The 13,617-nt window shown below is 54.7% G+C and carries 12 protein-coding genes; 6 read left to right on the top strand and 6 right to left on the bottom strand.

The window, feature by feature from the left end:
- From ACR0KS_RS19565 to ACR0KS_RS19555, 3 genes are all read left to right on the top strand, one after another.
- Positions 1 to 1,185, top strand: coding sequence for an acetyl-CoA C-acyltransferase (locus ACR0KS_RS19565; RefSeq protein ID WP_170568155.1), 1,185 nt, complete (start codon positions 1 to 3; stop codon positions 1,183 to 1,185).
- Between the two features lie 120 nt (positions 1,186 to 1,305).
- A complete protein-coding gene (locus tag ACR0KS_RS19560) occupies positions 1,306 to 2,883 on the top strand; it encodes an ABC transporter substrate-binding protein (RefSeq protein WP_170568154.1) in 1,578 nt (525 codons plus the stop codon).
- Between the two features lie 103 nt (positions 2,884 to 2,986).
- Positions 2,987 to 4,090 carry a glycine cleavage T C-terminal barrel domain-containing protein gene (locus ACR0KS_RS19555; RefSeq protein WP_170485289.1) on the top strand — a complete coding sequence of 368 codons (1,104 nt, stop codon included), beginning with the start codon at positions 2,987 to 2,989 and terminating at the stop codon, positions 4,088 to 4,090.
- 17 nt (positions 4,091 to 4,107) lie between these two features.
- On the opposite strand, the gene ACR0KS_RS19550 is transcribed toward ACR0KS_RS19555, so the two are convergent.
- Positions 4,108 to 4,326 carry a hypothetical protein gene (locus tag ACR0KS_RS19550; RefSeq protein ID WP_170568153.1) on the bottom strand — a complete coding sequence of 73 codons (219 nt, stop codon included), beginning with the start codon at positions 4,324 to 4,326 and terminating at the stop codon, positions 4,108 to 4,110.
- On the opposite strand from ACR0KS_RS19550, the gene ACR0KS_RS19545 reads away from it, so the two are divergent.
- Both ACR0KS_RS19545 and ACR0KS_RS19540 read left to right on the top strand, forming a co-directional pair.
- A complete protein-coding gene (locus ACR0KS_RS19545; RefSeq protein ID WP_170568152.1) occupies positions 4,325 to 4,573 on the top strand; it encodes a type IV secretion system protein in 249 nt (82 codons plus the stop codon). The genes ACR0KS_RS19550 and ACR0KS_RS19545 overlap by 2 nt on opposite strands.
- Positions 4,574 to 4,582: 9 nt before the next feature.
- Complete coding sequence (locus tag ACR0KS_RS19540) at positions 4,583 to 5,653, top strand: type IV secretory system conjugative DNA transfer family protein (RefSeq protein WP_480693319.1); 1,071 nt, start codon at positions 4,583 to 4,585, stop codon at positions 5,651 to 5,653.
- 458 nt (positions 5,654 to 6,111) lie between these two features.
- On the opposite strand, the gene ACR0KS_RS19535 is transcribed toward ACR0KS_RS19540, so the two are convergent.
- The 5 genes from ACR0KS_RS19535 to ACR0KS_RS19515 all read right to left on the bottom strand — a co-directional run bounded on the left by ACR0KS_RS19535 (position 6,112) and on the right by ACR0KS_RS19515 (position 12,113).
- Entirely contained in the window at positions 6,112 to 7,365 is a 1,254-nt protein-coding gene (locus ACR0KS_RS19535; RefSeq protein ID WP_170568150.1) for a carbohydrate porin, read from the bottom strand.
- A gap of 76 nt (positions 7,366 to 7,441) precedes the next feature.
- Positions 7,442 to 8,614, bottom strand: coding sequence for a dipeptidase (locus ACR0KS_RS19530; protein ID WP_170568149.1), 1,173 nt, complete (start codon positions 8,612 to 8,614; stop codon positions 7,442 to 7,444).
- Positions 8,615 to 8,640: 26 nt separating this feature from the next.
- Entirely contained in the window at positions 8,641 to 9,042 is a 402-nt protein-coding gene (locus ACR0KS_RS19525) for a hypothetical protein (protein ID WP_170568148.1), read from the bottom strand.
- Positions 9,043 to 9,161: 119 nt separating this feature from the next.
- Positions 9,162 to 10,673: a metal-dependent hydrolase family protein gene (locus ACR0KS_RS19520; RefSeq protein WP_170568147.1), complete on the bottom strand. Its 1,512-nt coding sequence runs from the start codon at positions 10,671 to 10,673 to the stop codon at positions 9,162 to 9,164.
- A 66-nt stretch (positions 10,674 to 10,739) separates the two neighbouring features.
- Complete coding sequence (locus ACR0KS_RS19515; protein WP_170568146.1) at positions 10,740 to 12,113, bottom strand: metal-dependent hydrolase family protein; 1,374 nt, start codon at positions 12,111 to 12,113, stop codon at positions 10,740 to 10,742.
- A 108-nt stretch (positions 12,114 to 12,221) separates the two neighbouring features.
- Between ACR0KS_RS19515 and ACR0KS_RS19510 the strand changes: the two genes are divergently transcribed.
- Positions 12,222 to 13,256, top strand: coding sequence for an AraC family transcriptional regulator (locus tag ACR0KS_RS19510; RefSeq protein WP_480693312.1), 1,035 nt, complete (start codon positions 12,222 to 12,224; stop codon positions 13,254 to 13,256).
- The last annotated feature ends 361 nt before the right edge of the window (positions 13,257 to 13,617 follow it).

Raw genomic sequence — 13,617 nt, 5'->3', positions numbered from 1 at the left:
ATGAAAGATGTCGTTGTCGTTTCAACCGCTCGAACACCCATAGGGTCGGCTTTCAAGGGTGCCTTCAATAACTCGAAGTCGCCGACACTCGCTGGACACGCCATACGAGCCGCCGTCAGTCGGGCCGGTATCGATCCAGCAGAGGTAGAAGATGTGGTGCTGGGATCGGTCCTGACCGCTGGGACTGCCGGCCTGAACATCGCCCGCCTGGCAGCGCTTGCAGGTGGTCTCCCGCCAACGGCGGCAGCCCAGACTCTCGATCGTCAATGTGCCTCGGGCCTGATGGCCATTGCCACAGCGGCAAAACAGATTTCGGTCGACGGAATGGGCATTGTCGTGGCGGGAGGACAAGAGAACATTTCCGCGGTGCAGGCCAGGTATTTCGACTGGGTCATGGACGAAAAAGACCCAGCCGTAGTCCAAGCCTCAGAGCACGCGTATATTCCGATGCTTGTAACCGCCGAAAATGTAGCGCGTCTGCACGGGGTAACTCGTGAGGCACAGGATGAATTCGCGGCACTGTCGCAAACGCGCACGGCCGCCGCCCAGGCTGCAGGAGCATTCGACGATGAAATCGTACCTGTAACAGCGACCAAGCTGGTCAAAAACCGTGAATCTGGCGAAATTACCGAACAGACCGTTACGGTTAGGCAGGACGAAGGCAACCGGCCGGGAACGACAATCGAAACGCTTGCGGGGCTGAAGCCGGTTGTTGAAGCCGGTGTCGTGACCGCAGGAAACGCGAGCCAATTGTCCGACGGGGCATCGGCCTGTGTGCTGATGTCGGCCCGTATGGCCGAACGGCGCGGCTTCGCTCCACTAGGCGTATACCGGGGCCTTGCTGTGGCAGGTTGCGCTCCGGAGGAGATGGGCATGGGACCAGTTTGTGCTGTTCCGAAGCTACTGGAGCGTGCCGGATTGAAAGTGGATGACGTTGGTCTTTGGGAATTGAACGAGGCTTTCGCAGCCCAGGCCATTCCCTGCCGGGATCAGCTGGGTATTGACCCCGAAAGGCTAAACGTGAATGGCGGCGCGATTTCCGTCGGTCACCCCTATGGAATGACTGGCTCCCGGTTGGTTGGCCACGCGTTGATTGAGGCGAAGCGGCGCGGGGTTCGATATGTGGTCGTCACCATGTGCGTAGGCGGTGGTATGGGTGCGGCTGGGCTTTTCGAAGTCTGCTGACATTTCCATAACCTCAGTTATGGCAATGTCATGGAATCGGTTGTTTGTGTACAGGGTGCCGTCCGCTCAAACTTCGATGAACAGCGGGTGCAACCCGCATCGGTCATCTGGGAGGAAAAAATGTCCGACATCGATAGCTTGGTACGCCAATATAAGGCGGGATCGCTCAGTCGTCGCGGTTTTTTCAAACGCGCAGGCGCTTTTGGTTTATTGGTGCCCACAGCCAGCAGCATTCTTGCCCAGGCTGGTCCCGCATACGCTCAGTCGCCAACACGCGGTGGCTGGCTGCGGATCGCGCAGGGCAACACCGATGATACCCTAGAGCCCGTCAGGATGACGGATACTTCGGATGCAGTCTACGGCAATTGCGTCTACCAGCGATTGACTCGTTTGCTACCCTCGCTTGAGGTCGAAGGCGACGCTGCAGAGGAATGGAGTGTCAACGATGCAGCGACCGAATGGACATTCAAGTTGCGCGATGGCCTAGTTTTCCACAACGGTCAGAACGTCACCTCAGCCGATGTAGTCGAAAGCCTGTCGCGCCACATTGCCGAGGGTTCGGAATCGCCTGCCAAGGCTCTGCTTTCGACCGTCACTGCAATCGATGCACCCGATGCTATGACCGTAAAGATCACCTTGTCCTCCGGCAATGCAGACCTGCCGGTGATCATGTCAGACTACCATCTGTCCATCCATCCAGCCGGGCACAGCGATTTCACGAATGCAATTGGCTCCGGCCCGTTCAAGGTGATGGAATTCATTCCCGGCGAGCGAGTGGTTTTCGAACGTTTCGAAAACTACTATGAGGACGGTAAGCCTTACCTAGATGGCTTGGATTTCATCCCTGTTCCGGACGCAAACGCAATGTTGAGCGCGTTGTTAGCGGGGGATGTAGACTCCGTATACGACGTTCCGGCCTTCGCTGTTGATCAGCTCAACTCCAACGACGCTGTGACGCTTCACAATACACCGACTGGTTCGTTTACCAACATGGTGATGATGGTGGACCGCGCTCCGACAAATGACGCGAATTTCCGTAAAGGTGTCAAACACGCGTTGAACCGTGAACTTGTTTTGAACCAGGTGTTCAAGGGAATAGGTACTATTTCAGCAGACACACCGATTGGCCCGACCTACAAGTACTGGTGCCCGGACGTAAAGCCTGCCGAATACGATCCCGACAAGGCAAAGTTCTACTTCGACAAGGCAGGGGTTTCGGGCTTCGACCTCCATACGTCCGAGACTGCTGGGAATTCGGCAAACGACATTGCTTTGACTTTCCAGCAATCTGCAAAGGGAGCGGTAGATGTAAATGTGATAAAAACCCCATCGGACGGGTACTGGACCCACACCTGGATGCAGAAACCAATGACCATGTCGGGTTGGAACGCTCGACCTACTGTCGATGCCTTCCTGACCATCGCTCACATGAAAGGTGGCAGTTGGAACGAAACCATGTGGGGTTCTGACGAATTCGATTCCATGATCCTGGCGGCCCGCGCCGAATTGGATGAGGCAAAACGCGCGCAGATGTATTGCGACATGTTGCATATGATGAACGACGATGGCGGCTTTGTGAACGCCGTGTTCCAGAACCAACTTGAGGCAACAGCACAAAACGTCATGGGGTACACACCCCATCCGGTTGGAACTCTTGGTGGGTTTGGTCAGACTCTACGCAATATCTGGCTTACCTAAGGCTGCTTTCTCCCCGTCAGTGGCACCAGTCAACTGACCTTTGGTCGCCGGTTCCACCCGGACCGGCGGCCTTCTCTTGTCTCCCTTAAATCGCGATCAAGCCATGTTCTCTATTTCTCCGTCCACGCGTCTGCGCACATCACCCTTCTATGAGGCCACCTTGGCCGATGGTGTGTGTGCCATGACAACTTACAATCACATGTTGATGCCGACCTCCTATGGCAGCCCAGAGGAGGAGTACTGGCGCATCATCAACGATGTCTCGATGTGGGATGTTGCGGTAGAGCGGCAAGTGCAGCTAAAGGGCCCAGATGCCGGGCGTCTGGCGCAAATCCTTGCGCCGCGAGACCTTTCAAAATGCAAGATGGGCCAAGGCAAGTATGTTCCACTTTGCAACCACCATGGCGTGCTTATCAACGATCCAATCCTACTGAAGCTGGACCAAGACCGCTACTGGCTGTCTATCGCGGACAGCAATATCTGGTTCTGGGCCGAAGCCGTCGCACGAGAGCGCGGATTGGATGTGGAAGTCAGTGAGCCTGATGTCTCACCTCTGGCCGTGCAGGGTCCCAAGGCGGAAACTGTGGTTGCCTCGATCTTTGGTGATTGGGTGCGAGACCTGAAATACTTCTGGTTCCGGGAAACCGAAATTGACGGTATTCCGGTCGCCGTCGCCCGGTCGGGCTGGTCCAAACAAGGTGGGTTCGAGATTTACCTGATGGATAGTGCCAAAGGCACTACACTCTGGAACATCGTCAAAGAGGCCGGCCAGCCACACGGTATTGGTCCAGGGAACCCCAACTGGAGTGAGCGAGTCGAGAGCGGTCTCGTTTCCTATGGAGGCGACACCGATGGACAGACCAATCCCTACGAAGTCCGCATGGGCAAATATGTGGACTTGCATGTGCCTGACGACACGATTGGGATCGATGCGTTGCGCCGTATTGCGGATGAGGGGCCGAAACGGCATCAGTTGGGGGTTGTGCTGGACGCTGGCAGTCCTGCAAATCCAGAATTCACTTGGAACGACATAGAGAAAGGGGGGGTAAAAATTGGTGATTTGACGACGTGCGCCTGGTCTTTCCGGATGAAAAAGAATATCGGCTTTGCTTTGGTCTCGGTCGATGCCGAACCCGGCGACAGGGTCACGGTAAAACGTGGCGCTGGACCGGTTGGCGGAACGCTTTGCGAGTTGCCTTTTCTCTGAGAGCACGACGGACCTGGTCACCAAAACGAAAGGGCAAATTCCGATTGTTCAATGAACCGATGTGCTTTTCGTCGGGTCGCCCAACCCTTGTTGTCCCACACACTCATGTGGCCGAAGAACTCATCCAGATCTGCTCCATCGCCAGTGGTGCAGATCACCACGTCTAGGTAGAATTTTTCGACCACTAGCAAGTTCAATGGCGCGGAGCGAGAAGCCGACGGGTCGCTGCCCGTCATGGCATCGGCCCAGGGTGTTCCGGTGGTGGACTCTGCATCCATTACGCAGGACGCCGCCAATTCGGCCAAAGAAATCGCTGAAATGGTCCGCCAGTACGAGCAATTGCTGGAACAGTACGAGAAACTGGAACAACAGCGGGCATTGCTCGAAAACTCCTTCAAAACCATCAGCGGTTTGACGGATCTGGATGAGTTCAACAGCCGCAGCTTTTTGAAACTGGCGACTGCTGCTGACACGCTCGGCTAGCGGCCATACATTTCCGAAGTCCTGCGCCTGGTCAAAACGACCAAGCAAAAGGACTATGAGAAAATGGCTGAAGAAGTTGGATATGCGCGAGCTGCAGATGAGTTCCTGAATCTTGCAGCCGAAGAATCCAAAATCTTGCGATCAACGATTTCGGTTATGAACAACTCCGGCCTGCAGCTCTGGCGCAACCCCTCTGTGGCAAGAGCCACGCAGGGCAATGACATCAACTTCGAAGATCTGCGTTGGCGCCCCACCTCGATCTACTTTTCTGTGCCAGGGAAGAAGGTCAAAGAGTTCCGGACGCTCATTCGCCTGTTCTTCCTCGATCTGGTGAACACCATCGAAACCCACGAACCGGGCGAGGATGAGCCGTTCAAGGTTTTGATGCTGCTCGATGAGTTTCAGCGCCTCGGCCATCTTGAGCGTGTCGTTGAAGCGTATGACACCATGCGATCGTTCGGTGGACGGATCATCGTGATTTCGCAAACGCTGTCGCGCCTGCAGGACATCTATGGGCATGAAGGTGTGCGGGCGATGCTGGCAAACGCCGGGACGCAGATGTTCGCGGCCTCTGAGGATTCAGAGGTCCGCGAACACGTGTCCAGGTCTATCGGTGACAAAACAGTAATGAGCAAATCGAAGTCTCGGGCGCTCGGCAAAATGGAAATGGGCAGCATATCGGAACGCGAGGAAGGCATTCGCCTGCTCCGGCCGGAACACGTTGGCCGATTGCCGGAAAATGAGGTTGTGCTGATCCGCGAAGGCAAGATGCCGGTGATTGCAAACAAGATCCGATACTTCGAAGATCCGTATTTTGTGCAGTTCCTTGGTGGCGATACGCCAAAGATCAAAGGCACACACCTAGATCTTGCTGCAGAGCAAGCGAGGGACACGGCGAAGGCACTGGCTGATGCGAAACCGGCCCCTGCCCCGGTGAAAGAGGTTTCGGAAAAAGATCAGGAACTTCGGGCAGCTTTTGATGCGCAGCGCGCCGTTGCAAAACGAAAAAGCCGGTCCGCAAAAGACATGGCGATGGAGAAAATGAGAGCCAAACGGCCAGAAAGCAGTGCCTCCGCTTGACGTGGGTGCTGTATTGCAAAATCCCAGAGGTTCGAGCACCGGAATCTCGAACAATCGAGCATACAATCTTATTGCGAATGCGCGCGCAACGCCCAAGCTGTTTGAACAAGCGGTCGTTCGTGTCGCGCGCGGCGAAGCAAACCGATGAGCCCAAACTTGCCGCTGGAGGATAGGTTGCGAACGTCTGCTTTGCCCTCTCTCTCACTGAACTCGGGCTACGGTTGTGGTTTTGAGCACCGGGTTTCGAAAGGGAGTTACGCTACATTCGGCTTTCAACGCGAACCTGTGTTGCTAAAACTGTGACAAGCTTCTCGAAAACGGAGTTTTCAACTTTGTCAGAGAAGCCTTCCAATCATAATTAGCCTGCAACTCTGCATTGACTTGACGGGCGGGTTAATCAGCGGAAGCTGGCCTACAGAATACCAAGTATGAGGATGAGGTTTCGTGTTTTTTCTGTCTTATAAGTTGAATCTCAACCTCAGCCCGAACACCAGAGGGTCATCATCGGTGAAGCCGGGATTGTTCAGATACTGGACATCTGCCGTAAGCGCGAGGTTGTCGGAAATATCTAAGCGATAAAACGCTTCGACGGTGGTTTGCGTGTCAAGGTTTTGATCGGATGGGTCGGCGACCGTCACGCCAAACCCGATCAAGTCGTCATAAAACCCGGGGCGCCACATGACCCCGGCGTTGACCGCACGTCTGGCAATCGGGGCATCGCCGTCGGACCAGCCAAGGCGACCGAACAGCATAATGCTTTCGTCAAGGGTCACATTGCCTGACAGCATCGCTCCGTGACTGCTGGGCACACCAGCGTCATCTCTGTCATCCACATGGAATACACCGAGATGAACATTGGTGAGGTATCGCTGGTCTCTGGCAGGCGTCCAGCCGATCTCACCGTAGGTGAAAAACTCCGAACCGCCGGGAAACCAGTCTACATCCGTCAATGATCCATTGGCATCGCTGACCAAGCCAAGCGCATAGATCTGATCTGTAAAGTAACCTCCGCCAGCAACGCCAAAGCCAGGATCGGGAATGGGAAGGACTGGACTGAACAGAATTGAAAAATTCGAAAAAGTCGTGCGCGGGTTCACGTAGCCAAGGATATCGGAATAGTCGCCGGGGTCAATGCGACCGGCCACGAAGCCTCCGTTGATCCCGGACAGGGCCTGCGACCAATACGCGACCGACAGTGTAGAGTCCGTGTCGCTGAATGTCGTTGCCGTGACACCGAGATACCCAATTTCGCCCGCGAGACTGCCCGGCGCGATATCCGTGCCCAAACGATGACGGTTTTCGAGGATAAAGACGAAACTGCCTGCATTGTCGGTCCCACGATTCAGCAATTCCCAGTTGCCAATGATCCGCGCCTGCCCCGAAGCGGCCTCGTCGGTGCCACTCAGGCTGTCTGAAGACTTCTGGTAGAGCGCTTGGTAGTCGAAGGACAAATTCAACCCAGTGCGTTTGGCAAAAGCCTCGCGCGACTGTTCGAGGGGATCGAAAAACCGATCCAGCCCCGGCAATCTGGAATCCTCAAGACGCCGGAGCCTGTCCTGCTCTAATTGCGCCTGAGCCGACGCTGGCCCCCCAAGCGATGCGGTGGCAGCCGCCTCCAACTGCCGTACCGTGCTGTTTTCTTGGGCTGACGCGCCCGAAGCGATGGCACCGGCAAATAAGAAAGCAACTATTTTGATGTGCTTCTTGGTCATACTCGTCCTTCGTTTAGGGCGGCAGCGGGTCATTCACGAATCAACCGGCCCGTGCGCGGCATATTTTCAAAGCGACCTACTCTCCCCAATTCGCTTCATAAAGGCGCATCAGATTGCCACCCATCAATCCGCGGATTTCGCTCTCGCTCCAACCGTGCTGTTCCTCCAGAACTCGGGAAACCGCCCATGCGTCGGCGGGCGGGGCCATCTGAGTTGGCAGACCATATCCCTGTTCCGGCGGGTACTTTTCGGGATTCCCAATAATTGGACCAAGTGCGACTGCATAGTTCTCGACATAATCGACGCCGAAGCAGGTTGCCTGTTTTCCGACAAGTTGACCGATGTAGTTGATATGCTTGGCAATGGCCTCCGGCGTAGCCTGAACTTGCCCATTCAGAAAGCCACCAAGGAAATTCACGCATACAACGCCACCAGTAGCAGCGACGGCTCGGATTGCTTCATCCGATACATTTCGAAGGTTCTCGTACAACGCGTACGAGTTGCTATGCGAAATCATCATCGGCTTGGTGGTAAGCTCTGCTGCTTCTATGCAAGTTTCCCATGAAGAGTGTGAGCAATCGACGATCATGCCAACACGGTTCATCTCGGCGACCACAGCTGCGCCCAGCTCGGTAACGCCCATGTCACTCGCCAAGGGGTCATTGTCGACCATACCAGCAGAATAGGGGCCGGTTTGATTGTACGAAAAATTCATCTGGCGGATTCCGAGATCCCAATAGCGCTGAACGTTCGCGATATCCTCGTCGAGCATATCCATGCTTTGCGAGTTCAGCATCACAGCAACAACGCCTGCCTCCTTGGCATCAATCAAATCCTGAACTGTCGTCGCCAGCGTGAAACGGTCAGAGTTTTCGTCAATCCACGCCTTCATGACATCAATCCGTTCGAGAACGGCGAGAGCACCTTCGGAGCCGTTGGATATCGTTGTGCTGAACGCAGCGTATCCATACTCCTCGTAATGATTGGCAAGGCTCTCCCAATCCTTGAGCAGGAAGTCGATACTCTCGAACCCGGGCGAGCCGACCGCAAGCGCATCGATCATTAGGGCGTCGACATACCGCTCCCGATATGCCAAATCGCCCTGCCTCGCCTCATCCCCGCGGGGATCAGCCATTTCCACAAGTTTCTCGATACGCGCGGCGATTTCCTCTTCGCTTGGCGGTGCTTGTGCAAAAACCGGACCGCTCAAAACCACCGCTGCAAGAGCAAGTTTGGTAACCTTTTTCATGCTTTCATCTCCTTTTTCACGACCCGTTACTTCAGATCATCCTGCGCTTTGATCTCAGGTACGCGGGACAACGCTTCGGCCATGTCCGCGCTGCTCATCAGTTCGATCATCTGGTAGTCATCGAGCAGCCCATCCCCAAGACGGCTGACGTAAAACGCCTGAATGAACGTGGGATCGTCAGGTAGCGAAACGGTGATGTAGTTTTTCCCGTTTCCGAGGCCCCAGTAGTAACTGAGAAGCTCCCCGCCAAGCGCCTCAATTCCACCTTTGACGCTAGCTGCGCGATCACCTGGATTTGCGATCTGCATTTCCCACGCGGCACTGTTGGACGTACCGATGAAGAGAAATGTGCGCATGTTTTGGCTGTCTTCTGCATTGACCAATGTGGCGTATCCCGCCAGAAGAGCGCCCAGCATAAGATGTTTCATTGTGCGTCCTTTCAATGCTGAGCCTGCGGCGAGACGAAACAGGCTACTGTTTGGATGCTCGCGCCAAAAAAGGCGCGATCCGGCGCAGGCATAGGCAGAGTACAAAAAACCTCTGCTTATCACTCCAGCGTGTTCTTGTAGATCACGCCGTCTTTCATGATCATTCGAATGCTTGGGACATCCTGCCCGCGTGGCGGCGCATCAAACCATGTGTCCACCGCGCCGATGGCCGAGATGTCTTCAAGTGGGTTCCCGTCTACGATCAGAATGTCGGCGTAGGCGCCTTCTTCGATCACACCAAGCTTGCCTTCAGGGTAAGGGTTTCCTCGCCCGGTCAGCGCCGCCAGTTCGCCACCATTTGAGGTCATCATCTGCAATGCCCAGAGGTTGCCAAACTCACGCGCGACAAACGCCTTCGTAAAATCCATTGACTGGCGATAAGGGACACCCGTGAGAAGCACGTAATCGGAATCGAACACCATCTTCGGCTTGTATTTTTTTACAAGATCCATCAGCTGCTTGCTGTTTTCCCGCAACCACAGAAACTTCGCCGTCGGCGGGAAAGTCGGGTCCTGATGCATCGGGTGTTCCAGAGCTTCGGGCGCAAGCGCAGTCAGGTTGGGCGAAAAGAACGCCTCTTTTTCGACCAGCTTCTGCATCGTCGGTTCGGTAATGGTCAGGCCGTGGTCTACCACTTTGACACCAAGATCGAGCGCACGGGACAGGTCGCTGTCCATAAATACGTGCATAGCGACGTATGAGTCCATATCGCCTGCAACCTCTACTGCAGCAGAAATCTCTTCGTTTGTGAAAGCAGACTGATATATCGGGTCCTTGATCGATGTCACGCCACCGCTGACCATGATCTTGAGATAGTTTGCCCCTAAAGCAAAATTCCTCCTCGCACCCTGAAGCACCTCGGCGGGCCCGTCCACCAATCTGGTGATCTCCAGTCGCTCAAGATTGCTCTCGTTCTTGCGCTGACCAGCGATACCCCAGTCGCCGTGTCCGCCCGTTTGGCTAAGGCATGCGCCGGAGGAATAAATTCTTGGGCCGGGAAGTGATCCTTCATCAATAACCGCTCTCAGCCCACCATGAGCGCCGCACATATCGCGAACCGTTGTAAAGCCCATCGCCAACATTTCCTGCGCGAATGCGGCAGCACGTGCGCCAATCTCTTCCCATGTGGTGTCCTGAAGCCCCGGGATAGTCCCGTTCTTGTACATGTTCACATGCACATGGCTGTCGATAAGTCCAGGCATGAGCGTACGACCGTCTCCGTCAATGACGGTCACATCCACTTCTTTGGTCTCGATGCCGCGTTCCGTTTGAACGGTGAAGGAGTAGCCGTCGATGCCGCCGACTGGATCAGGCAACCGCTTGGATCCCCCGGTGCGCACATCGACTTCCCACTTCCCGCCCTCAGGAATGTCAGCGTCAATCTTGTGAATCTTGTTGCCTACCACGAGCACGTCGACGTCCTTGAGTCCGTCATTCACTCCATCAAAAACCATCACATTCTTGAAGAGTGTAACAGGGGGGATGTCACCTGTGGCCTCTTGTGCAAAAGCCGCGCTTGTTGTGAGAGCCAGTGCGCTCGCCATCATTGTAGATTTGCCGAGGTATTTCATAGGCTTCCTTTCCCTTCCGCTATCGGGGTGCGCGGGGTGCCGAGGTTAATTCACCCCGCGCGACACTCAATCGAGTGTATTCTTGTAAATCACGCCGTTTTTCATGATGATTTTCAGATTGGCGTCCGGCTCGGCCAGCAGCAGGATGTCCTCCAGCGGGTTGCCATCGACCAGCAGAAGATCGGCATAGGCACCTTCCTCGACCACGCCGAGGGGGCCGTCTTGATACGGGTTGTTCAAGCCGGTCAGTTGGTTCATGCGGGCGCCGTTCGACGTTGCGATGCGCAGAATGTCATATGCGCTGAAACCCGCTTCGTGCAGATATCCGATTTCGTCGTTCATCTTCTTGTCCTGCTCAAGCGTCTGATCCCAGTTGTTCACAAGGTCTGTGCCCAGTGTGTAGAGATCAATCATGCCCGGCGTCGTCTGGATCACTTCGATCATATTGGCCGCAGCATCCCGCACACTTTTCCATTTCACGAAGGACGCTGGCGTGTAAAAGGCTTCCGCTTGTTCGGTGGTCACCGAGTAGACCGGGGCCACCGCCGTCGCGAACATGATCTGCTTTTCGACCATGATCTCGGCAGCCTCCTTGGTTAGGAACGGGATGTGTTCAATCGTCTTGGCACCATTGTCGATGCAGTTGCGGATCGCCTGTTCGGTGAACACATGGCAGGTGACATAGGTGCCCCACTGCGCGGCCGTTTTGACCGCCATCTGAATCTCGTCAGCCTGATACTGAAGTGAGTGCAGCGGATCGAACTCTGACGTAACCCCGCCGCTGACCATGATCTTGATCTGGGTTGCCCCGCGACGCAGGTTTTCACGCACAGCCATTCGGATTTGCTCAGGTCCGTCGGCGATAAAGCTCATGTCCGTTTCGACCCAATGCGACGGCCCCTGACCCGACAATGTGGGATGCCGGTCGTTTAGTTTGCGGAAATCAGCATGGCCGGATGTCTGGGTGATAAACGCTTCCGAGGAATAGATACGTGGGCCCGGAAACATTCCGGTGTCAATTATGCGGGCGATGGATTTGGCCGGTCCTCCAAGGTCGCGCACGGTTGTGAACCCGTTCATGAGAATGCGCTGGGACCGGATCGTGGCGACGCCGCCAAGATGAAAGGGCGTGATATTCTGGCGTAACCCGTCGCTGAGCGGATTGAATACTGTAAGATGCACGTGCTGGTCATGCATACCCGGCATCAACGTGCGCCCACCGCCGTCGATGATCTGGACATTCGCTACAGCCAGAGGCTCGGTCGAAACTTCGGCAATCAGGTTGTCAACCACCAGAACATTGGCATTTTCGATCCGCTCTTCGTTCACGCCGTCAAAGACATGCACGTTGGTGAAGAGGATCGGAAAGCTTTCCTCTTGAGCAAATGAATATGTTGCGACCGCTGAAAGAAAAGTGGCGACCGTTAAACTTTTGAACATTTTGGAGTTCCTTCGTGGCAATGCACTGCTCTGCACGATTGTATCTTTGCGTGTGGCGCTCAGACTGTCATTAGCATTGTGGTTGAAATGCATAAAAAATGCTCGAAAATGCGAATGAAAAAATTAAACTCTGAGTGTTCGGGTCGACAAATGAAACTCCCAACTGTTGAATGCTCGATGGCGCAACCTTTTGTGTCCCTTGCCCTCAGCCATGGCCTTGAAGTTGACAAATTTCTTGAGCCATCCGGCCTCAGTCTGAAGGACGTGCAGCGCGGCGAAGCGTTCATGGCAGGGCAGCATTGGTACGATCTGATCGACAATTTCGCGAAGGCATTGAGTAACCCGCATTTGGGGTTTGACGTCGGTGCGAATGCGGCTCTCAAGACATTGCCCAACCTGTCGATCCTTGAAACTCAAAGCGCGTCGCTCGGTGACCTTTTGATATCGCTAGTTGTGGACGTGGGCAGGATTTCGTCCATGGCGACCTACAATCTCGAGACCGACGGTCATGTCGCCAGGTTAGATGCAAAACGCACATTCAAGCCATCTTCTCCACCTGGCCAAGTCGACGGCTATTATCTGGGATTTATGGTTCGACTAGTTCGATCCGTCTGCGGTCCCGACTGGGATTCCAAAAAGCTACATTTCTGGGTTTGCAAACCTGATTGCATACCTGATTGGCAGAAAAAGGAGATTTCGGTACGCCAGACCAATCGCTTGGGCGCTCGCATCGAGTTTCCAGCGAACTGGTTGCTGCTTCGGTCCGGGGGTGGGCAAAGCCAGAATCTCCCGGAGAACGTCACAGGCGCCGACGACTTTCTTCAGCAAACCCGCGATTTGCTTGAACTGCATCTCGACAAGCAACCTGCCACCCTAAACTGGTTTGCCGAGTTGTATTCGCAAAGCCCCGACCGTTTGAAACGCACCTTCAGAGCCAATGGTACAAGCTTCAAAGCAGAACTGGAAAAATGTCGGGCGAAGCGAGCGAAGACATTGCTTGTAAACAGCCAACTTTCGATAAAAGAAATTGGTGAAAGTGTTGGGCTTCTGGACCAACCCAGTTTTCACAGGAGTTTCAAGCGATGGACCGGGATGACTCCGAATGAATTCAAGAAACGCAATCAGATATGCAACTCTGACTGATCGTTAAGCTAAAGATTACCGCTCCAAGATTCATAAGCGACGACGCAAGTCCCAACTTACTGCAGGCGTTGGCTCGCTTCGGATATCCGGCGTTTTTCCGTGGGACTTCAACGCCGCGAAAAGCGTAAGGACTCGGCCATACCGACTCAACAGGCTTCTCACGGGCGTTTCGGATATGGGCTGATACGGCCCCCGCAGCTTTCAAACGATCCAACAAATACGCTAAGCCCGCGAACGAAGCGCACTTCTGGAAAGCGGTCATTGATCAAAGGATCTGTTGCAAACTTTTGACTGTTGACGCTGATAAGTGCTTCGAGTGAATGGCTATCGAAATTTTGAAGTCGAAAGTCTGTTCATGATC

Source organism: Ruegeria sp. BC7 (assembly GCF_056539165.1).
Note: the sequence above shows the minus strand (reverse complement) of the source record. Positions and strands in the feature narration are given on the sequence as shown.